The following is a 23,356-nucleotide window of genomic DNA, read 5'->3' on the forward strand; positions in this document are numbered from 1 at the left end:
TTAGTCCGTAATAATTAGGAAATTTGTAATGTCTGTAACTAAAGACCAAATCCTTGATGCTATTGCTGAAATGTCAGTAATGGACGTTGTTGCTCTAGTTGAAGCAATGGAAGAAAAATTCGGCGTAACTGCAGCTGCTGCTGTTGTTGCTGGTCCTGCTGCTGAAGCAGCTGAAGAAAAGACTGAGTTCGACGTAATCCTTACTGGCGCTGGCGCTAACAAGGTTGCAGCTATCAAAGCTGTACGTGGTGCTACTGGTCTTGGCCTTAAAGAAGCTAAAGCACTTGTTGAAGCAGCTCCTGCACCTATCAAAGAAGGTGTATCTAAAGAAGAAGCTGAAGCACTTGCAAAAGACCTTACTGAAGCTGGTGCTGAAGTTGAGGTTAAGTAATCTAGCTTACGCTAGGTTCGCTGCCTGAGTAATCAGGCAAGGGCTGGTGATTATTTAATCACCGGCCTTTTTGCGCTATAGAGCGATGCAATCCTGTAACGCAAATAAAATCTAATTTTCTCTTTACTTTCAAGTTGTTACCTAGTTTGGTGTTGAAAGTGTCAGAGCAAAATAGAACAACAATTTAATGTTGTACATCTTGGCTTAGATGCCAGTTAAGTCTGTTCTTACAAGAACAGGTCGGGTCAAAGATCAGCAAGCTGAGGAACCCCATGGCTTACTCTTATTCTGAAAAGAAACGTATCCGTAAGGATTTTGGTAAACGTCCACAAGTTTTGGATATACCTTTCTTACTGTCGACGCAGTTAGAATCGTTTAAAAAATTCTTAGTCCCTGACGCTGATGGCGATCACGGTTTGGAAGCTGCTTTCCGTTCTGTGTTTCCTATCAAAAGCTACTCGGGAAATTCTGAGCTTCAATACGTAAGTTATCGTATTGGTGAGCCAGTATTCGATGTAAAAGAATGTCAAATTCGCGGTGTGACTTATTCTGCTCCACTTCGCGTAAAATTGCGTCTTGTGGTGATGGACAAAGAAGCACCAGGCACAGTTAAAGACATTAAAGAGCAAGAAGTTTACATGGGCGAAATTCCGCTCATGACTGATACCGGTACCTTTGTTATCAATGGTACAGAGCGTGTTATCGTTTCTCAGCTACACCGTAGCCCTGGTGTATTCTTTGATAACGACCGTGGTAAAACTCACTCGTCAGGTAAAGTACTTTATAACGCGCGTGTAATTCCTTACCGTGGTTCATGGTTAGACTTCGAGTTTGATGCAAAAGATAACCTTTATGTACGTATTGACCGTCGTCGTAAATTACCGGCGTCAATCATCCTACGTGCACTTGAGTACTCAACGGATGAAATCCTAGAGATATTCTTCGATACAACTGCGTTTGAAGTTGCTGACGGTAAAGTTCTTATGGAACTTGTTCCTTCACGCTTACGTGGTGAAACTGCCGCTTTTGATATCAAAGGCGAAGACGGTGAAGTCCTTGTTGAAGCGGGTCGTCGTATTACTGCGCGTCACATCAAGAACATCGAGAAAAAAGGTATTAACCAATTAGAAGTACCGCATGAGTACATCATTGGTCGTGTTGTAGCTAGAAACTATGTTGATGAGTCAACTGGTGAGATCATCGCAAACGCGAATGACGAGCTATCACTTGAGCTAATGGCTGAATTGGTTAAAGCAGGTCACACTAAGATTGATACACTATATATCAACGAAGTGGACAGCGGCGCCTACATGTCAGATACATTACGTATCGACACAACAAGCAACCGTTTAGAAGCATTAGTAGAAATTTATCGCATGATGCGCCCAGGCGAGCCACCGACGAAAGACGCGGCTGAAGCCTTATTTGATAACTTGTTCTTCTCTGACGAGCGTTACGATTTATCAACAGTTGGTCGTATGAAGTTCAATAGCCGTGTAGGTTATGACTCAGATACCGGCCCAGGCACATTATCGAAAGAAGACATCGTAGCTGTTATGAAAGTGCTTATCGCTATTCGTAACGGTGTTGGCGATGTTGATGATATCGACCACTTAGGCAACCGTCGTATCCGTAGTGTTGGCGAAATGGCTGAGAACCAATTCCGCGTTGGTCTAGTACGTGTTGAGCGTGCTGTACGTGAGCGTTTAAGCTTAGGTGACCTTGACGCTGTAATGCCACAAGATCTTATTAACGCTAAGCCAATTTCGGCAGCGGTTAAAGAGTTCTTTGGTTCATCTCAGTTATCACAGTTCATGGACCAAAATAACCCGCTTTCAGAAGTAACGCACAAGCGTCGTATTTCTGCATTAGGCCCGGGTGGTTTAACACGTGAACGCGCTGGCTTCGAAGTTCGAGACGTTCACGTAACTCACTATGGTCGTGTATGTCCAATCGAAACGCCTGAGGGTCCAAACATCGGTCTAATTAACTCATTGTCTACGTACGCACGTACTAATGACTATGGTTTCTTAGAAACACCTTACCGTAAAGTGGTAAACGGTGTAGTGACTGATGAAGTAGATTACTTATCAGCCATTGAAGAAGGTCAGTTTGTTATCGCTCAGGCGAACTCAAACTTGAACGAAAACAATGAGTTTGTTGATGAACTAATTCCATGTCGTCACAAAGGTGAATCAACCTTTATGGGCAAAATGGACCAACAATATATGGACGTATCACCACAACAGGTGATCTCTGTAGCGGCAGCACTTATCCCGTTCCTAGAACACGATGATGCTAACCGTGCATTGATGGGTTCAAACATGCAACGTCAAGCCGTACCAACACTTATTGCGGACAAACCGCTAGTAGGTACAGGTATCGAGCTTACACTAGCGAAAGATTCTGGTGTAACTATCGTTGCTAAGCGTGGTGGTGAAGTAATGTATGCGGATGCAAGCCGCATCGTTGTAAATGTACATGAAGATGAGCGTATTCCAGGTGAAGCGGGCATCGATATTTACAACCTTACTAAGTACACACGCTCAAACCAAAATACATGTATTAACCAAAAGCCAACTTGTATGGTTGGTGAGCCGGTAACACGTGGTGACGTATTAGCAGATGGTCCTTCGACTGACTTAGGTGACTTAGCACTTGGTCAAAACCTTCGCGTGGCATTCATGCCATGGAACGGTTATAACTTCGAGGATTCAATTCTACTATCTGAGCGTGTAGTTCAAGAAGATCGTCTAACGACTATCCACATTCAAGAACTACAATGTATCGCACGTGATACTAAATTAGGTCCTGAAGAGATCACAGCAGATATCCCTAATGTGGGTGAGTCTGCACTAGGCAAGCTTGATGAGTCAGGCGTTGTTTATATCGGTGCTGAAGTTAAAGGCGGCGATATCCTAGTAGGTAAAGTGACTCCGAAAGGCGAAACGCAATTAACACCAGAAGAAAAGCTACTACGTGCTATCTTCGGTGAGAAAGCATCAGACGTTAAAGACAGCTCTTTACGCGTACCAAACTCTGTAACTGGTACTGTAATCGACGTACAAGTTTTCACCCGTGACGGTGTTGAAAAAGATAAGCGTGCGTTAGAAGTTGAAGACATGCAGCTTCGCGAAGCGAAGAAAGACTTCAATGAAGAGTTCCGTATCTTAGAAGCAGGTGTATTAGACCGTGCTCGTAAGCTACTTGTTGACTCAGGTCTGAACGCAGATTCAATTGCATCACTAAATGCTGAAAAGCTGCTTACTCAAAGCCTTGCTGAAGAAGACAAGCAAGCTGAACTTGAGCAACTAGCTGCACAGTACGATGAGCTTAAAGCTGAATACGATAAGAAGTTTGAAAACAAACGTCGTAAGATCACTCAAGGTGATGACTTAGCACCAGGCGTACTTAAGATTGTTAAAGTATACCTAGCTGTTAAACGTCGTATCCAACCGGGTGATAAGATGGCGGGTCGTCACGGTAACAAAGGTGTTATCTCGACTATCGTACCAGTAGAAGATATGCCATACGATGACAAAGGTCGTACGGTAGACATCGTTCTGAACCCGCTAGGTGTACCATCACGTATGAACATCGGTCAGATCCTAGAAACACATATGGGTCTTGCTGCACGTGGTGTGGGTGAGCGCTTAGAAGAAATGATGAAAGAGCAGCGTGAACTGCACGAAATCCGTAGCTTCGTTAAGAAAGTTTACGAATTAGGTGATTGTCGTCAGAAAGTTGATATCGACTCTTTCTCTGATGATGAAGTTCGTCGCTTAGCTGATAACTTGAAAGGTGGTTTACCGATCGCAACTCCAGCCTTTGATGGTGCTCGTGAAAGCGAAATCAAAGACTTACTAGAGCTTGGTGGTTATCCAAGAAGCGGTCAAGTTACACTTTATGATGGCCGTACTGGCGATCAGTTCGAACGTCAAGTAACTGTTGGTTACATGTACATGCTGAAACTTAACCACTTGGTTGATGACAAGATGCACGCACGTTCAACTGGTTCTTACAGCCTTGTTACTCAGCAGCCGCTGGGTGGTAAAGCTCAGTTCGGTGGCCAGCGTTTCGGTGAGATGGAGGTGTGGGCACTAGAAGCTTACGGTGCTGCATATACTCTACAAGAAATGCTAACAGTGAAATCGGATGACGTGAACGGTCGTACTAAGATGTATAAGAACATCGTAGATGGTAACCATAAGATGGAACCAGGTATGCCAGAATCGTTCAACGTATTGTTGAAAGAAATCCGCTCACTGGGTATCAACATCGAGTTGGAAGAAAATTAAGCCATTTAGGTGCGGCGTAAGCCGCACCTGTTAGGCCGAATAGAATGTAGGGGCGATTGGTTCGCCCTCAAGATTAACCTCCGACAGGAGAGCTAAGGTGAAAGACTTACTTAAGTTTCTGAAGCAACAAAATAAGACCGAAGAATTCGATGCAATTCGCATTGGTCTTGCTTCGCCAGATATGGTTCGTTCATGGTCATACGGTGAAGTAAAGAAACCTGAGACAATCAACTACCGTACTTTCAAGCCTGAGCGCGACGGCTTATTCTGTGCCCGTATTTTCGGCCCAGTGAAAGATTATGAGTGTTTATGTGGTAAATATAAGCGCCTTAAGCACCGTGGTGTTATTTGTGAAAAGTGTGGCGTTGAAGTAACGCTTACTAAAGTGCGTCGTGACCGTATGGGTCATATTGAGCTTGCAAGCCCAGTTGCGCACATTTGGTTCTTAAAATCATTACCGTCACGTATCGGCTTAATGCTAGACATGACACTTCGTGACATCGAGCGCGTACTTTACTTCGAATCATTCGTAGTAACTGAGCCTGGTATGACAACGCTTGAGCGTGGTCAGCTTTTAGGTGAAGAAGAGTACCTAGATGCACTTGAAGAGCACGGTGATGAGTTTGAAGCGAAGATGGGTGCAGAAGCAGTATTAGACTTGCTTCGTGAACTTGATCTTGGCCAATTAATTGCTGAAATGCGTGAAGAGTTACCAACAATTAACTCTGAAACTAAGCGTAAGAAGATCACTAAACGTCTTAAATTAATGGAATCTTTCCACCAATCAGGTAATAACCCTGAGTGGATGATCATGACAGTACTTCCAGTACTTCCGCCTGATCTACGTCCATTAGTACCACTAGACGGTGGTCGTTTTGCGACTTCTGATCTGAATGACCTTTACCGTCGTGTTATTAACCGTAATAACCGTCTTAAGCGTCTATTAGATCTTGCAGCACCAGACATTATCGTACGCAACGAAAAACGTATGTTACAAGAAGCGGTAGATGCGCTACTTGATAACGGTCGTCGCGGTCGTGCGATTACAGGTTCTAACAAACGTCCTCTTAAATCGCTTGCTGATATGATCAAAGGTAAGCAAGGTCGTTTCCGTCAGAACTTACTTGGTAAACGTGTAGATTATTCAGGCCGTTCTGTAATCACAGTAGGTCCTACGCTTAAACTACACCAGTGTGGTCTTCCTAAGAAGATGGCACTTGAGCTATTCAAACCATTTATCTATGGCAAACTAGAGCGTCGCGGCATGGCTACGACTATCAAAGCTGCTAAGAAGATGGTTGAGCGTGAAGTGGCAGAAGTATGGGATGTATTAGACGAAGTAATTCGTGAACATCCAGTATTACTTAACCGTGCACCAACACTTCACCGTTTGGGTATCCAAGCGTTCGAACCTGTGCTTATCGAAGGTAAAGCGATTCATTTACACCCATTAGTTTGTGCAGCGTACAACGCTGACTTCGATGGTGACCAAATGGCGGTACACGTACCGTTAACGCTTGAAGCACAGTTAGAAGCACGTGCTCTAATGATGTCTACAAACAACATCCTATCTCCAGCGAATGGTGAGCCAATCATCGTTCCTTCACAGGACGTTGTATTAGGTCTTTACTACATGACTCGTGATCGCATCAATGCGAAAGGCGAAGGTATTGTATTTAAAGATCCTAAAGAAGCTGAAAAAGCATACCGCAGCGGTAACGCTGAGTTACATGCACGCGTAAAAGTACGTATCAGCGAGACAATCAGCAATGAAGAAGGTGAAACAGTTGAGCAAGTATCTATTGTTGAAACAACAGTAGGTCGTGCGATTCTTTCACTAATCCTACCTAAAGGCATGCCGTTTGAGTTAATCAACCAAGCCCTAGGTAAGAAACAAATTTCTGGCTTATTAAACGAGTGTTACCGTCGTCTAGGTCTTAAAGATACAGTTATCTTTGCTGACCAAGTAATGTACACAGGTTTCCACTACGCAATGAAGTCAGGTGTTTCAATCGGTATCGATGACTTAGTTATCCCACCGGTTAAAGCAGAAATCATTGAATCAGCGGAAGCTGAAGTAACTGAAATCAACCAACAATTCCAATCAGGTCTTGTAACGGCTGGTGAAAAGTACAATAAAGTTATCGATATCTGGTCACGTGTAAATGAAAACTTATCACGTGAGATGATGGCGAACTTATCAAAAGACACTGTAATCAACGCTAAAGGCGAAGAAGAAGAGCAATCTTCATTCAACTCAGTGTTTATGATGGCAGACTCAGGTGCACGTGGTAGCGCCGCTCAGATCCGTCAGTTAGCGGGTATGCGTGGTCTAATGGCACGTCCAGATGGTTCAATCATCGAGACACCAATCACGGCGAACTTCCGTGAAGGTCTAAACGTACTACAGTACTTCATCTCGACGCACGGTGCGCGTAAAGGTCTTGCCGATACAGCACTTAAAACAGCAAACTCGGGTTACTTAACGCGTCGTCTAGTAGACGTTGCACAAGACTTAGTAATCAACGAAGACGACTGTGGCACAGAAGATGGCTTAACAATGAAACCGCTTATCGAAGGTGGTGACGTTGTAGAAGCACTTCGCGAGCGTGTACTAGGTCGTGTTGTTGCTGAAGATGTATTAATTCCAAATACTAACGAAGTACTTGTTAAGCGTAACATCATGCTTGACGAAAAGCTGTGTGACCTTTTAGAAGAGCACTCAGTGGATGAAGTACGCGTTCGTTCAGTAATCACTTGTGATAATGACTTTGGTGTATGTGCTAAGTGTTACGGTCGTGACCTTGCGCGTGGCCACATCATCAATCCAGGTGAGTCAGTAGGTGTTATCGCGGCACAATCAATCGGTGAGCCGGGTACACAGCTTACGATGCGTACCTTCCACATCGGTGGTGCGGCATCTCGAGCGTCTGCTGAAAACAGTGTACAAGTTAAAACTAACGGTACATTGAAGTTACACAATGCGAAGTACGTATTAAACACAGACGGTAAGATTGTTATCACGTCTCGTTCAACAGAGATCACTATCATCGATAGCTTTGGTCGTGAGAAAGAGCGTTATAAAGTACCTTACGGTGCGGTGTTAGCAGTACAAGACAATGCAGAAGTTCAAGGTAACGATATCGTTGCTACTTGGGATCCGCATAGTCACCCAATCGTTCTTGAGCACAAGTCAAAAATCTCGTTCAGCGACATTGATGACTCAAATACCGAAGCACAAACAGACGAGTTAACTGGTTTAACACGTGTGGTTGTTAAAGACTTAGGTAAAGCGAATGCGAAAGAACCTAAACTAATCATCGAAAGCGATGAGCGTGGCCTGCAAGAAACACGTCTACCTTCATTCACAACGATTGAAGTAACTGACGGTGCAACTGCAAACCCAGGTGACGTACTTGCACGTATTCCACAAGAAGGTTCGAAAACTCGTGATATCACGGGTGGTCTACCTCGCGTAGCTGACTTATTCGAAGCACGTAAGCCGAAAGATCCTGCAATCCTTGCAGAAATCACGGGTACTATTAGCTTCGGTAAAGAAACAAAAGGTAAGAAGCGTCTTGTAATCACTCCAGCTGAGGGTGACGCATACGAAGAGATGATCCCTAAATGGCGTCAACTTAACGTGTTCGAAGGTGAGCAAGTGTCTAAAGGTGAGGTTATCGCCGATGGTCCTGAGTCACCACATGACATCTTACGCCTACGTGGTGTAACTCATGTAGCTAACTACATCGTTAACGAAGTGCAAGAGGTTTACCGCTTGCAAGGCGTTAAGATCAATGACAAGCACATTGAGACAATTATTCGTCAGATGCTACGTAAATGTATCATCCTTGACGGCGGTGACACTGAGTTCTTAGCCGGTGAACAAGTTGAAGTAGCGCGCGTTAATATTTCTAACCGTGAACTTGAGAAACAAGGCAAGATCCCAGCGAAGTTTGAAATCCAGTTAATGGGTATCACTAAAGCGTCACTTGCAACAGAATCTTTCATTTCTGCAGCATCGTTCCAGGAGACAACTCGTGTCCTAACTGAAGCCGCTGTAAATGGTAAGAGCGATGAGCTTCGTGGTCTGAAAGAAAACGTAATCGTGGGTCGTCTGATCCCAGCTGGTACAGGCTTTGCGTATCACCAAGACCGTTTAAACCGTCGCAAGCAAGGTGAAATCGTTGAAGAGCAAACAGTAAGCGCTGAAGAGGCAACTCAAGCACTAACTGACGCACTAAACGCAGATATCTCTGGAAACCAATAATCTCAGCTTAATCAATAGATTAAGAAATCGTAAGGCAGTTATCTTCTGCCTTACGATGAGTTAAGGTTGACAGGTTAAACTTTGCTCATTAAAATTCCGCCACCCATTTGCCTGCACGTTTTGTAACAAGCATGTAAACAGGGCGGATTTTTTTATTTTTTCAGTAGTAATTTTAATTTCAGGAGCTATTTAAATGGCAACTATTAACCAGCTAGTGCGTAAGCCACGTCGTAGCAAAGTTACTAAAAGTAACTCAGCTGCACTTAAAGCTTGTCCGCAAAAGCGTGGTGTATGTACTCGTGTATATACAACTACACCTAAGAAACCAAACTCTGCATTACGTAAAGTAGCGCGTGTTCGTTTAACTAACGGTTTCGAAGTAACATCTTACATTGGTGGTGAAGGCCACAACTTACAAGAGCACAGTGTAATCCTTATCCGTGGTGGTCGTGTTAAAGATTTACCAGGTGTGCGTTTCCACACTGTACGTGGTGCACTTGACTGTGCAGGCGTAAACGACCGTCGTCAAGCTCGTTCTAAATACGGTGCTAAACGCCCTAAGGGCTAATGGTTCTCCGTTAGTAAGGCCAAGCACTAAATTTTTAAATTAATTGTTTTGGGTATTGACTCTAAAAGAGCAAACCTGAAGATACCGGAGATACAAAATGCCTAGAAGACGCGTAATAGGTCAACGTAAAATTCTTCCAGATCCTAAGTTCGGATCGGAACTTCTTGCTAAATTCGTTAACGTAGTAATGTTAGACGGCAAGAAATCTACTGCTGAAAAAATCGTTTATGGTGCGTTAGACGTGGCTGCTGAGAAATCAGGCAAGTCGCACCTTGAAATCTTTGAAGCTGCACTTGATAACGTTCGCCCACAGGTAGAGGTTAAATCTCGCCGTGTTGGTGGTTCAACGTACCAAGTACCAGTTGAAGTACGTCCAGTACGTCGCAACGCATTAGGTATGCGTTGGTTAGTAGACGCTGCACGTAAGCGTGGCGAAAAATCTATGGGCTTACGTTTAGCTCAAGAAATCGTTGACGCTGCTGACAACAAAGGCACTGCGGTTAAGAAACGTGAAGACGTTCACCGTATGGCTGAAGCGAATAAAGCATTCGCTCATTACCGTTGGTAATCTGCCCTTAACCTTTAAGAGGATCATATGGCACGTACAACTCCACTTGAGCGCTATCGCAATATCGGTATTTGCGCTCACGTAGATGCAGGTAAAACCACCACAACAGAACGTGTTCTGTTCTACACGGGTCTTTCTCATAAGATCGGTGAAGTTCATGATGGTGCTGCAACTATGGATTGGATGGAGCAGGAACAAGAGCGTGGTATCACAATCACTTCTGCTGCAACAACGTGTTTCTGGAAAGGGATGGACGCTCAATTTGACGACCATCGCATCAATATTATTGATACACCAGGACACGTAGATTTCACTATCGAAGTAGAGCGTTCTTTACGCGTACTAGATGGTGCGGTAGTTGTTCTTTGTGCTTCATCTGGTGTACAGCCGCAAACTGAGACAGTTTGGCGTCAAGCGAACAAATACGAAGTTCCTCGCATGATCTTCGTAAACAAAATGGATCGCACTGGCGCTGACTTCTTAACAGTTGTGGACCAGGTGAAATCTCGTCTTGGAGCAACGCCTGTTCCAATTCAGCTACCTATTGGTGCTGAAGACGACTTTAAAGGTGTTATTGACCTTATTAAGATGAAAGCCATTAACTGGAATGCCGAAGATCAAGGCATGACTTTCTCTTATGAGGACATTCCGGCAGAGCTTCTGGAGCTTGCAGAAGAATGGCGTTCTCACATGGTTGAGAGCGCTGCTGAAGCATCAGATGAACTAATGGACAAATATCTAGAAGGTGAAGACCTGACCGAAGCTGAAATTAAAGCAGCTTTACGTCAGCGCACATTAGCAAACGAAATTGTTCCAATGACGTGTGGTAGTGCATTTAAAAATAAGGGTGTTCAAGCTGTGCTTGATGCTGTTATCGAATATATGCCTGCGCCAACACAAGTGAAACAAATCCAAGGTATCGTTGAAGATGGTACTGAGGAAGAACGTCCTGCTGATGACAACGCACCGTTTGCCGCACTTGCTTTTAAGATTGCGACAGACCCGTTCGTTGGCACCTTGACCTTCTTCCGTGTTTACTCTGGTACTGTTAAACAGGGTGATGCGGTATATAATCCAGTTAAAAGTAAGCGTGAGCGACTTGGTCGTATCGTTCAGATGCATTCAAACTCACGTGAAGAGATCAAAGTAGTCTACGCAGGCGACATCGCAGCGGCTATTGGTCTTAAAGACGTAACAACAGGTGAGACACTGTGTGATCCGAACTCAATCATTACGCTTGAGCGTATGGAGTTCCCAGAGCCAGTTATCTCTGTTGCGGTTGAGCCTCGCACAGTAGCTGACCAAGATAAGATGGGTATCGCGTTAGGTAAACTAGCGGCAGAAGATCCATCTTTCAGAGTACAAACTGACGAAGAATCAGGCCAGACTATTATTTCTGGCATGGGTGAACTTCACCTTGATATCATTGTCGACCGTATGAAACGTGAATTCAGTGTTGAATGTAACGTTGGTAAGCCACAGGTAGCATACCGTGAAGCTATCCGTTCAGCTGTTGAAGTTGAAGGGAAGTTTGTACGTCAATCAGGTGGTCGTGGTCAATATGGTCACGTCTGGCTTAAACTTGAACCGATGGATATTTCGGATGATGAAGCACCAACTTACGAGTTCGTTAACGAAATCGTTGGTGGTTCAGTTCCTAAAGAATACATCCCTGCGGTAGACAAGGGCATCCAAGAGCAAATGTCTCAAGGTGTGCTTGCAGGCTACCCATTACTTGGCGTTAAAGCGACTCTATATGATGGTTCATTCCATGATGTAGACTCGAATGAAATGGCATTTAAGATTGCAGGTTCAATGGCAATGAAGAAAGGTGCGCTTGAAGCAAACCCAGCTCTTCTAGAACCAGTAATGAAGGTTGAAGTTATCACTCCTGAAGAAAACATGGGTGATGTAGTTGGTGACTTAAACCGTCGCCGCGGCATGATCGAAGGCATGGAAGAAGCATTCGGTGGTCTTAAGCAAATTAATGCGCAAGTACCACTTTCTGAAATGTTTGGTTATGCAACTGATCTGCGATCTGCAACACAAGGCCGTGCATCTTACTCTATGGAGTTCTTGAAGTATGCAGAAGCCGCTAAAAACGTTGCAGATGCAATAATTGCAGCTCGCGCTGTTATATGATTTAGCTTGTCTGGCCCAATAGTGGGTCAGGCGTTAATTTCTTTATAGGAATTTTTTAAGATGGCAAAAGAAAAGTTTGAACGCGTAAAACCGCACGTAAACGTTGGTACAATCGGCCACGTTGACCACGGTAAAACAACTCTAACAGCAGCAATCACTAACGTACTTGCAAAAGTATACGGTGGTGTAGCTAAAGACTTCGCATCAATCGATAACGCTCCAGAAGAGCGTGAGCGTGGTATCACAATCTCAACTTCACACGTTGAGTACGATACTCCAACTCGTCACTACGCACACGTAGACTGTCCAGGACACGCCGATTATGTTAAAAACATGATCACTGGTGCTGCTCAAATGGACGGCGCAATCCTAGTAGTTGCTGCGACTGACGGTCCTATGCCACAAACTCGTGAGCACATCCTACTTTCTCGTCAGGTTGGTGTACCTTACATCATCGTATTCATGAACAAATGTGACATGGTTGACGACGAAGAGCTACTTGAGCTAGTTGAGATGGAAGTTCGTGAACTTCTTTCTGAGTACGACTTCCCAGGTGATGACTTACCACTAATCCAAGGTTCAGCGCTTAAAGCGTTAGAAGGCGAGAAAGAGTGGGAAGACAAAATCGTTGAGCTTGCAGAAGCACTAGATTCTTACATCCCAGAGCCAGAGCGTGACATCGATAAGCCATTCATCATGCCTATCGAAGACGTATTCTCAATCCAAGGTCGTGGTACTGTTGTAACTGGCCGTGTTGAAGCTGGTATCATCAACGTGAATGACGAAGTTGAAATCGTAGGTATCAAAGAAACTACGAAGACAACTTGTACAGGTGTTGAGATGTTCCGTAAGCTTCTAGACGAAGGTCGTGCGGGTGAGAACATCGGTGCACTTCTACGTGGTACTAAGCGTGAAGACGTTGAACGTGGTCAAGTACTAGCTAAGCCTGGTTCAATCACTCCACACACGAAGTTCACTTCAGAAGTATACGTACTTTCTAAAGATGAAGGTGGTCGTCACACTCCATTCTTCAAAGGTTACCGTCCACAGTTCTACTTCCGTACAACTGACGTAACAGGTGACGTACAGTTACCAGACGGCGTTGAAATGGTAATGCCTGGTGATAACATCAAGATGACTGTAGAACTAATCTGCCCAATCGCGATGGACGAAGGTTTACGCTTCGCTATCCGTGAAGGTGGCCGTACAGTTGGTGCTGGTGTTGTTGCAACTATCGTTGAGTAATCAACTATAGTGATGCATCAAGCATTAAGAAAAACCCGAGCTTAGTCTCGGGTTTTTTTATGGGTGAAAAAAGCTATTAGCTTTAAGTTTTAAGCAGTTTAGAGTGAAAGGCTAATCTGCCGCCTTCAAATTCCCAATGGACGAAGGTCTACGCTTCGCTATCCGTGAAGGTGGCCGTACAGTTGGTGCTGGTGTTGTTGCAACTATCGTTGAGTAATCAACTATAGTAATGCATCGAGCATTAAGAAAAACCCGAGCTTAGTCTCGGGTTTTTTTATGGGTGAAGAAAAGCTGGAAGCTGTAAGTTTTAAGCAGCTTAGAGTGAAAGGCTAATCTGCCGCCTTCAAATTCCCAATGGACGAAGGTTTATGCTTCGCTATCCGTGAAGGTGGCCGTACAGTTGGTGCTGGTGTTGTTGCAACTATCGTTGAGTAATATCAACAGATAGAGCTTCACAGCTTATAAAAAGGTCGCCTAGGCGGCCTTTTTTAATGCCTGTAGAAAAGCTATCAGCCGTCAGCCGTCAGATTGGATTGGTGGAGTTGTTTAGTTCTGTGTCTAACTCAGCGCTCTACCTGTTAATCTTCGGGTAGGTTGGTTTGAGCGTAGCGAAACCCAACGTAAGCAGAGCTATCAGCCGTCAGCTTTCAGACGTCAGATTAGATTGGTGGGGTTGGTTTGTGTGGTGTCTCACTCAGTATTTGCCCTGTTCACTCTTCGGGTAGGTTGGTTTGAGCGGAGCGAAACCCAACGTAAACAGAGCTATCAGCTTTCAGACGTCAGATTAGATTGGTAGGGTTGGTTTGTGTGGTATCTCACTCAGCATTCGGCCTGTTCATTCTTCCGGTAGGTTGGTTTGAGCGCAGCGAAACCCAACACAACCATGTAAACCTTTTCTTTTATGACCCCCATTACCATAAACCATTCCTCCTAATGGCTTTACCTAGACCCTTTGAACTTTACCCTCGTTAACCACTGTATAAAAATCACCATTACGCTATTGTTTTATCGTTTTATTCATTAATAACGTCATTTTAATGTGAATATTTCACTAAATTTTTATTGTTAATATGGTTTCTGTATTGGGGATATTAGATTCTTTATGTGAAATTAGCTTAAATTGCCTAAGTATCAGTTAGATGTCAGTTGAATATTATAAGGGTTGGGTAAATCTTGCTTAATATATTGTTCCTAAACAGGAAATCGAAAATCAATCTTATAGTAGTATTTTGTTAATGGATTTTGTTAGAATCACTGCCGTCATGTAAATGGAATGGTTTTATCAGGGATGGCTAATGACTAGCTTAAGTGCTACTTGTCAAAAAATAGCTTTGCTATTTGCTGTATATTTTTAATTCCCCTTTAGATGCTCAGTATCTTTATAGCATGTACTTTGATGGTTTGATCTAAATTGCTCATAAGTTGCAGTAGGTTTTTTCTTTCTATCTTCAAAAGCTCTGAAATACTGAAGACATACATAAAATTCACACCTCGGTGGGGATTGTTGTGTTAATTATTTGCCAACAATCGGTATGAATAACTATGTATATATCAATCTAATTAATGTTAATTCCTTTCCTGTAACAGGCACTTCCTTCTGTAGTGGTCGAAAACTTTTAAAATATAGACCACATTTAAGTAAGGAGTTATCGCCCAATATTTTTAGTTATTAAATAGAATAGTAGCTTTAAAACAGTGGGTTAAATTTAAGTTGTTAATATAAAAAGGAATTATTAGTGTATAAAAATAAACTTACGCAAACTGCTTTATGCGTTGCCGCTGCACTTGCCTCAACATCAACAATTGCTGCCAATAGTTGGTTATCTAGAGTCAGTACCGTCGATCAGCATCAGCAAAAGAAAGTATTTGCAGCTAACAGGATGCAAAGCCTTTCTGCTGTCAGTACTGATTCGTCAACTGCAATTTTTGATATAACAGTGTCGTTATACAATAATCCAGAAGGTGCAGAGCAGAGTGCCTATGAAGAAATTTTTAATAATTTCGCAGATGCTATTTGTGAGCAAACAAATGGTGAGCATAAGCTTGGCACAGTGAGTGTATTTAGAGAAAATAAACATCGCTCAAAATCAGATATTATTTGGGGGGCAAGAGAATGGCCTAGAGCTAATGCGTCAGGTTTTGGTGCGAATGGCATGCATATTTGGTTTGGTGATGTTTTCCCGAACGGCGCAGGTGCTGGTAAAGACCATGATATGCTTCAAGATCCTCAAGGTGCTGGTTATACACTTGCTCATGAATGGGGACACTATGCTTATGGCCTTTTTGACGAGTATCAGGGCGTAGCTGAAAGCGCAGATGCAAATAGCCCTATAAAAACAGATTTAGCCACAAACTCTATTATGAGTAATCAGTGGAAAGCTCTACAAGGTGATATGCTTTGGCTTAATCACTCTACAGCAACAAATATTGGCAATGTTGATAGAACAGCTCAAGGTCGAGTATACGGAAAAAGTGCTTGGGAAGTGCTATTACAAGATGCTAAAGATGATCCTAAGTTAGGAAGAAAAACGGCTCAACCAGAGCGTACTCGTTTTCTTACTCTGGCTAACAATGCTCCAGATGATGTAACACCAGTAAAGATTGAACTACCTTCAGCTCAAGTATCATGCCGAGATCAGCTTGATGTAGTTTGGGTTGAAGGTGATATTGATATGCAAGTGGTTATTGACCGTTCAGGTAGTATGGGCGGCGCGGCAATCAATAATGCCAAACAAGCAGCTAAAATACTTGTTGATGCTACAGCTGAAGGTACTACATCAATGGGGTTAGTTAGCTTCTCTAGCTACTATAGTGTGATACAAGATTATCCAGTAACTAAAATTGAAAGCCCAGATGTTTCAGTAAAAACTGAACTAAAAGCAGCAATTGATTCAATCAGAGCAGGAGGGTCAACAGCCCTTTACGATGGTTCACAATTAGCGCTTGATAACTTAGAACAATATCAACAAACTCAAGCAAGCGGTGCCCCTGGTGTTGTTTTTGTCCTAGCTGACGGTGATGACAATCATTCTCGCTTGTCACAGGCTTCAGTAATCAGTAATTATCAACAAGCCAATATGCCAATTTTCAGTTTTGGCTATGGTAGTGCATCACCAACTGGCCCACTTCTCACTTTAGCTAATGCTACTGGTGGTAAGTACTTTTCTTCACCAACATCATTGGCTGAAATTGTTGATGCTTTCTTGCAAGCTAATGCGATTGCGACAGATAATCAGAATCTTGCATCTACAACATACTCAATTGATAGTGCTCAAAGCGCCAGTCAGCCAATTTATGTTGATTCTGGGCTAGATAACATAAATGTTTTTGTAAATCACAATGCAGATCTTGCAGATCTTGAGTTAGCGCTATTTGATGGTGCTGGTACACTCGTTACCGATATAGATTTCAACTGTATAGATACTGCTAGCACTCAATCATGTAGTGCTAATATTTCTAACCAGAAACTATCTGCACATGGTGCAGGGCAGTGGCAGTTACAGTTAACGAATCTAAATCAAAGTACTAGCCTTACTGCTGCGGTAAATGTGAGTGCTGAACCAAGCTTATCAGGTACATACTCTGTCAACGTTGAAGGAGTTGATGGGAACGCAGTTACTTATCCAGCCCCTATGATCCTGACTACGGCAATCACAAAAGATAAACTAATTACAGGCGCTAATGTTAAGGCAACTATTACAGATCCAAACCAAGTTAAAAGCGAACTTGAAATGTTTGATAATGGTATTGGTGGAGATGCTGTTTCAGGGGACGGAATTTACTCAGTAATTGCACCTTATAATCAAAATGGTATTTATCAAGTTGAAGTGCATGTAGACAATAATGACAGCAATGCAGTGTACACCACAACAGGGTTATTAACGCCAACTATTGATGGCTCAGTACCAGAAACTGAGACATTGCCAAGTATCGATGAGAATTTTGTTCGCATAGCTAAAACTTCACTAGTAGTCAGTGATGTCCCATACAGCGATAGTAATGACAGTTATTATCTGAGTGATGATCTTACTCCAAGTAATGCTGGAATCGAGGGGATGGTTGACTCTCAGGGAGACCTAGACTTTTATCAAATCGAAAACATTGATACGACAAGTGAGTTTGTTGTTCGTGTATCTGACTTAAGCTTGGGGATGAAACCTAGCCTTACATTATATAAGTCAGATGGCATAACTGTAATTGATCAAGATATTACGTTAGATACAAACCCTTCTAAAACAGGCTATGTGTTCTATAAAGTTGCTACTACGGACTTAGAGTCAACTCTCTACGCCGTAGTGCAGCATGAAGATACGACCGCAACTACTGGTGGATACCAAATTAGTGCGGGTGCTCCACTAAATACTGATACGCCTCCAAATAACGCACCTGTAGCAGCTGAAGATGTTGCATCAATTTGGTCAGGTCAAACAACAGTTATCAATGTTTTAGAAAATGATACAGATTTAGATGGTGATACTCTATCAATTGATAGTGTACAAAATAATGGAACCTTGGGTGTTGTAAGTTTAGTTGATGGTCAGATTACATACGATGCATCAACCGCGTTTGATGATGAAGTTCCTGGAACAGTTATTTCCGATTCCTTTAAGTATATTGTGACTGATAATAATGGTGCATTTGTTGAGGGGCAGGTAACCATATCTGTATCTATCAACACGCCTCCAACAGCTGAAGCCGATATTGTTTATGTTGACGAAAATGGAACTGTAAATATTTCACCATTACAAAATGATAGTGATGCTGATGGTCATTCAATAACATTAATTGATTATTTGGATACTCTAACAGGTGAATTAACAGATAATAATGATGGTACTTGGACATATTCTACAAATGGTCAATTTGATTCATTGACAAAAGGTGAACAAGTAACAGATGCATTGACTTATACGATAGCTGATGAAGTGGGTTCAGAGTCTATGGCTCAGGTTTCTGTGATTATTACGGGTATCAATACTATACCTTCAGCTGAAGCTGACGAGGTTTCAACATCTAAATCATCAACAGTACTCATAGATGCTTTAGGGAATGATAGTGATGAAGATGGCGATGCTCTATCTGTGGTCTCGTTAGATGTGGAAGGTATTAAAGGAACTGTTACTGATAATGGGGATGGTACATTCACATATGACCCAGCTGGGAAGTTTGCTGATTTATATGCTGGCAGCTCAGCGACAGAAACATTTAGCTATGCTGTATCTGATGGTTCAGAACAAGTTTCAACAACCGTTACTGTGACTGTAAACGGTGAAGGTAGCAAACCTGAAGTTGAAAAATCATCTTCAAGCAGCGGCGGTAGTTTATTTTGGCTAACTTTACTTCTAGCGCCATTTAGCTTGCTAAGACGTCGCAAAAAGTAAGTAAATTAAATAACAATGCAACTATAAGCCTTTGAGTAATATGCTCAAGGGCTTTTTTATTCATGTTGATTACATTGAAGTTATTTAAAATGAAGCTTGAATTACTCTTAAACCACTAACCCTATTATTTCCTCTAAAACTAAATACTTGCTTATATCTAAAGTCGTTTTTGTTTCATCATTTCGTCATGAAAACTCACTTTTTTAGTAACAATGCCTTCTTAGTATGGCTGCGCTAATTATCCAAGTGCAGTTTAGTTAGCACTCAAATTCTTAAAATAACGTACTAACGGAACGTAACGATGAAAATTAATAAAATTGCTACTGCAATTGGTTTAACGCTGGCGTTGTCAGCGACGGCCAATGCAGGTGTGTTACCAGACAGTCAAAAACAAAATGATTGGTATAGTGCTGCTGAAACAAAATTAACAGAAAAAGAAGCGGCGGCTCAGGCTGAGCAAACGTTTAAAGCTAAAAATGTCATTTTATTTGTTGGCGATGGTATGGGTATCTCAACGCTGACTGCATCGCGTATTATGGCGGGGCAAATGGAAGGCAAGTCAGGCGAAGAAGGCTTACTTAGCTTTGAAGAATTCCCTTACTCAGCGCAAATCAAAACCTATAACGTTGATGCGCAAACACCTGACTCTGCAGGCACAATGACAGCAATTATTTCAGGCGTTAAAACCGATGTAGGTGTAATTGGTGTAAACGAAAATATCGAGCGTGGCGAGTGTGCAACTGTTGCCGGTAACGAGTTAATTACCGCAACAGAACTGGCAGAAATCAAAGGTCTAGCAACAGGTGTTATCTCTACGGCGCGTATTACTCACGCAACACCGGCTGCAACGTATGCAAAATCGGCTGACCGTAACTGGGAAGACGTATCAGACATGCCAGCTGATGCTGTAGAAGCGGGTTGTGAAGATATTGCCTCACAACTTGTTAATTTCGAGAAGAACCTAGAAGCACGCTTCGTAGGTACTGACGTAGATGGTCTTGAAGTTGTGATGGGCGGCGGACGTCGTCACTTCTTACCGAAAGATGCAGCGTTCAATTCAGCTGATGCAGTGAGTGAAGTAGAAGGTGATCGTACGGATGAGCGTGACCTAACTGCGGAATGGCAAGAAATGTATCCTGATGGCAAGTACGTCATGGACCAAGCTGGTTTCGATACGCTCAATGCCGACAGCAAACGTGTATTTGCATTATTTAACGAATCACACATGCAATACGAAGCTGACCGCGCTAACGATGTTGCGGGTGAGCCGTCATTATCTGAAATGACAGGTAAAGCAATTGATATCTTAAAGAGCAATGAAAAAGGCTTTTTCTTAACCGTTGAGTCTGGTCGTATCGATCATGGTCATCATGCGGGCAATGCTTATAACGCGTTAAACGATACCGTTGAATTTGCCAAAGCAGTGCAAACAGCAGTAGAGAACACCAACCCAGAAGAAACACTTATTCTTGTTACTGCTGACCACAGCCACGTATTTACTATCGCGGGTTATCCAAAACGTGGTAATCCAATCTTAGGTCAAGTAGTTGCTATTGGTAGCGAAGAGCCAAGCCTTGCGGCAGATGGTATGCCGTACACCACAGTCGGTTATGCAAATGGTTTAGGATTTCGCGATTTAGGTGATGAAACTGATGCAGATGCATCATATAGCGAAGCGGCATTTGCAGGTCGTGTTGATCTAACGGGTGTTGATACAACTACGCCTGGTTATCACCAAGAAGCTACCGTGCCATTAGGTTCTGAGACTCATGCGGGTGAAGATATTTCACTGCATGCAAAAGGTCCAGGTGCGCAACTAGCACAAGGCGTTGTGGAGCAAAACGTAATTTTCCACATCATTAACCAAGCTCTAGAACTAATTGAAGAATAATGGCGACGACGATGAAAAAACTAAATTTAATTTCTCTTGCTGTAGTAGTGGCATTAGCAGGTTGTTCTGATGACGATGACAACTCACCAAAAACATTAACCGTTGAAAATACATTAGCTGTTGGTTCTGAGCAGTGCGTAAACGGTGGTACAGAAACCCTCACAGGTGAAGATAGTAACGATAACGGTGAGCTAGACTCAGCAGAAGTAACGGATACAACCGTTGCATGTAATGCACCGGCAACGTCGTTAACGGCATCGCAATTAGCGCCGTTGACTGATAATGCGTGGTTCAAGTCAGCACAAGTTAAAGTCGCTACTAGCGAAGAAAACATTGCTGCTGTTGTAAAAGAGTCAGGTAAAGCGAAAAACGTGATTTTGTTTGTTGGTGACGGCATGGGTATTTCAACCGTGACTGCAGCACGTATCATGGCCGGTCAGCTAGAAGGTAAGCTGGGTGAAGAGCATCAGCTTAGCTTTGAAACACTACCATTCTCAGGGTTTGCTAAAACCTATAACGTTGATGCGCAAACACCTGATTCTGCGGGTACGATGACGGCAATGGCATCGGGCGTAAAAACGGATGCTGGTGTTATCGGTGTAGATGAAGACATCGAACGTGGTAACTGTTCAACAGTTGCAGGTAATGAACTAGTGACAGCCACTGAACTTGCTGAGATTGCAGGTAAGTCGACAGGTATTGTTTCGACAGCGCGTATCACTCACGCAACGCCTGCAGCAACGTATGCAAAATCGGCTGACCGTAACTGGGAAGACGTATCAGATATGCCAGAGGCGGCAGTTACCGCTGGCTGTGAAGATATTGCATCGCAATTAGTTAACTTTGAAGCAAACCTAGAAGCACGCTACGAAGGCCTAGATGTTGATGGTTTAGAAGTTGTCATGGGTGGTGGTCGTCGTCATTTCTTACCTAAAGACGCAGCTTTTAACTCTGCTGATGCTGTGAGCTCAGTAGAAGGTGACCGTACAGATGGTCGCGACCTAACTGCTGAATGGAAAGCTAAATACCCAGCAGGTCAATATGTGATGGACCAAGCTAGTTTTGATGCAATCGATGCAGATACAACAGAGCGCGTATTTGGTTTATTTAATGAGTCACATATGCAATACGAAGCAGATCGCGCAAACGATGTAGCGGGCGAGCCTTCACTTGCTGAGATGACAGCAAAAGCAATTGATGTGTTAGATAACAACGCTAATGGTTTCATGCTAACAGTTGAAGCTGGCCGTATTGACCACGGTCACCACGCTGGTAATGCTTACAATGCACTAAGCGACACTGTTGAGCTTTCTAAAGCAGTCCAAGTTGCTCTAGATAAAACCAGCATCGAAGACACGTTAATCATAGTAACAGCTGACCACAGCCACGTATTTACTATTGCTGGCTACCCAAAACGTGGTAACCCAATTTTAGGTAAAGTGGTACCTGTGGGTAGTGATGAACCATCACTTGCAGCAGATAACATGCCATACACAACGGTTGGTTATACAAATGGTGGCGGTTTCCGCTACTTAGGTGATGAGACTGATGCTGATGCAGGCTATAACTTTGCGCCAGTAACGGGTCGTGTTGATTTAACTGATGTTGACACAACAACACCTGGTTTCCACCAAGAAGCTGTCGTACCACTAGGCTCTGAAACACACGCAGCAGAAGATGTGGGTGTGTATGCAGTAGGCCCAGGTGCACATTTAGTAACAGGCACTAATGAGCAAAGCCTTATTTTCCATGTTATGGATTATGCCGCTGATCTTGTTAAACAAGCCGATGCTAAATTAGCACAGTAATGAGTGTTTGGGAGGCTCTGAGCCTCCCTTACTCAATTAGTTATACTGAAAACCAAGACAAAAAAGAGAATCCCGTGAAAGCAGCCATCTTACTTGCCTCATTACTTAGCCCACTAGCTGTTGCAGGGCAATGCGATATGAACACCGGTTTTACGCAAGCAGACTATACGGTCAAAACAGATATAGTTGCTAATAAGCAGCATACTGAAAATACCTTTACCCTTTGGCGTACGCCTCACCAGGTGGCTAAGCAGAATCCACAGTTTATTGAGTTATGGCAACAGTTGCGCAATCAACAAATTCGCCCAATTCGTTATTTTCAGCATGCCCAGCGTGGTATTGAGTATCAACCATCGGAAGTGCAAGGTGAACAAGATTGGAGTAGCAAATATCAGTTAGTAAGTGATAAGTTTTTAGCCTCTATGACGTACCAGAAAAGCACAGGTGAAGGCTGTGAGCTAACAGAGTATTACACACAACAGCAGGGTGATAGCAAAATAGAGCTAAGCTGGCTTGCCAATCAAAAGTTACTTAAAGCAATTCGTATTTCAACACCAACTTATAGCCGTGAGATTGCTTTAACAGCCAGTCATCACAACCAGCAAAAGATTCAGGCAGAATTTGCGAAATGGGATAACTACCAAACAACCGATTATGCAGATATCGGTGATAATGAAAGCGATCCGTTTTTAGCTAAAATGATCAACTTAGGGTTTGTTGAGCATGGTGCAAGCGGATTTTATGATGCGCAAGGTAATCAGCTCAAAGGTGAGCATGGCCATCATCACTAATTA

At 43.1% G+C, this 23,356-nt stretch carries 11 protein-coding genes and 2 pseudogenes; all 13 read left to right on the plus strand.

Annotation, left to right across the window (positions count from 1 at the left end; all coding sequences use genetic code 11):
• Positions 1-28 precede the first annotated feature (28 nt).
• The 13 genes and pseudogenes from rplL to KQP93_RS01925 all read left to right on the plus strand — a co-directional run bounded on the left by rplL (position 29) and on the right by KQP93_RS01925 (position 23,353).
• A complete protein-coding gene (gene rplL, locus KQP93_RS01870; RefSeq protein ID WP_054554830.1) occupies positions 29-391 on the plus strand; it encodes a 50S ribosomal protein L7/L12 in 363 nt (120 codons plus the stop codon).
• 272 nt (positions 392-663) lie between these two features.
• Positions 664-4,689 (plus strand): DNA-directed RNA polymerase subunit beta, encoded by a 4,026-nt coding sequence (gene rpoB, locus KQP93_RS01875; RefSeq protein ID WP_217875621.1) that lies wholly within the window; start codon positions 664-666, stop codon positions 4,687-4,689.
• A 97-nt stretch (positions 4,690-4,786) separates the two neighbouring features.
• On the plus strand, positions 4,787-8,959 hold the full coding sequence (rpoC, locus tag KQP93_RS01880; protein WP_217875622.1) for a DNA-directed RNA polymerase subunit beta': 4,173 nt from the start codon (positions 4,787-4,789) through the stop codon (positions 8,957-8,959).
• Positions 8,960-9,152: 193 nt separating this feature from the next.
• A complete protein-coding gene (gene rpsL / locus KQP93_RS01885; protein ID WP_010367657.1) occupies positions 9,153-9,527 on the plus strand; it encodes a 30S ribosomal protein S12 in 375 nt (124 codons plus the stop codon).
• A 97-nt stretch (positions 9,528-9,624) separates the two neighbouring features.
• Complete coding sequence (gene rpsG / locus KQP93_RS01890; RefSeq protein ID WP_036971557.1) at positions 9,625-10,095, plus strand: 30S ribosomal protein S7; 471 nt, start codon at positions 9,625-9,627, stop codon at positions 10,093-10,095.
• Between the two features lie 27 nt (positions 10,096-10,122).
• The gene (gene fusA, locus KQP93_RS01895; protein WP_217875623.1) at positions 10,123-12,237 is read left to right on the plus strand and encodes an elongation factor G; all 2,115 of its coding nucleotides are present in this window, start codon (positions 10,123-10,125) and stop codon (positions 12,235-12,237) included.
• A 60-nt stretch (positions 12,238-12,297) separates the two neighbouring features.
• Positions 12,298-13,482 (plus strand): elongation factor Tu, encoded by a 1,185-nt coding sequence (tuf, locus tag KQP93_RS01900; RefSeq protein WP_054564107.1) that lies wholly within the window; start codon positions 12,298-12,300, stop codon positions 13,480-13,482.
• Between the two features lie 136 nt (positions 13,483-13,618).
• A pseudogene (locus tag KQP93_RS01905) lies at positions 13,619-13,699 on the plus strand (elongation factor Tu); the annotation flags it as partial.
• Between the two features lie 137 nt (positions 13,700-13,836).
• Positions 13,837-13,917 (plus strand): annotated as a pseudogene (locus KQP93_RS21445) (elongation factor Tu); the annotation flags it as partial.
• A gap of 1,301 nt (positions 13,918-15,218) precedes the next feature.
• Complete coding sequence (locus KQP93_RS01910; RefSeq protein WP_217875624.1) at positions 15,219-18,863, plus strand: Ig-like domain-containing protein; 3,645 nt, start codon at positions 15,219-15,221, stop codon at positions 18,861-18,863.
• Positions 18,864-19,164: 301 nt separating this feature from the next.
• Complete coding sequence (locus KQP93_RS01915) at positions 19,165-20,754, plus strand: alkaline phosphatase (RefSeq protein ID WP_217875625.1); 1,590 nt, start codon at positions 19,165-19,167, stop codon at positions 20,752-20,754.
• A gap of 11 nt (positions 20,755-20,765) precedes the next feature.
• Positions 20,766-22,562 (plus strand): alkaline phosphatase, encoded by a 1,797-nt coding sequence (locus KQP93_RS01920; RefSeq protein WP_217875626.1) that lies wholly within the window; start codon positions 20,766-20,768, stop codon positions 22,560-22,562.
• A gap of 74 nt (positions 22,563-22,636) precedes the next feature.
• Positions 22,637-23,353, plus strand: coding sequence for a hypothetical protein (locus KQP93_RS01925; RefSeq protein ID WP_217875627.1), 717 nt, complete (start codon positions 22,637-22,639; stop codon positions 23,351-23,353).
• Positions 23,354-23,356: the final 3 nt, after the last annotated feature.

The sequence above is a fragment of the Pseudoalteromonas shioyasakiensis genome, assembly GCF_019134595.1.
Lineage (GTDB): Bacteria > Pseudomonadota > Gammaproteobacteria > Enterobacterales > Alteromonadaceae > Pseudoalteromonas > Pseudoalteromonas shioyasakiensis_A.

Bases quoted from the DNA above. Each gene is read 5' to 3' on its own strand.
- KQP93_RS01915 (WP_217875625.1), top strand. From the start codon at position 19,165: ATGAAAATTAATAAAATTGCTACTGCAATTGGTTTAACGCTGGCGTTG.
- tuf (WP_054564107.1), top strand. From the start codon at position 12,298: ATGGCAAAAGAAAAGTTTGAACGCGTAAAACCGCACGTAAACGTTGGT.
- rpoB (WP_217875621.1), top strand. From the start codon at position 664: ATGGCTTACTCTTATTCTGAAAAGAAACGTATCCGTAAGGATTTTGGT.
- rpsG (WP_036971557.1), top strand. From the start codon at position 9,625: ATGCCTAGAAGACGCGTAATAGGTCAACGTAAAATTCTTCCAGATCCT.
- rplL (WP_054554830.1), top strand. From the start codon at position 29: ATGTCTGTAACTAAAGACCAAATCCTTGATGCTATTGCTGAAATGTCA.
- KQP93_RS01920 (WP_217875626.1), top strand. From the start codon at position 20,766: ATGAAAAAACTAAATTTAATTTCTCTTGCTGTAGTAGTGGCATTAGCA.
- fusA (WP_217875623.1), top strand. From the start codon at position 10,123: ATGGCACGTACAACTCCACTTGAGCGCTATCGCAATATCGGTATTTGC.
- rpsL (WP_010367657.1), top strand. From the start codon at position 9,153: ATGGCAACTATTAACCAGCTAGTGCGTAAGCCACGTCGTAGCAAAGTT.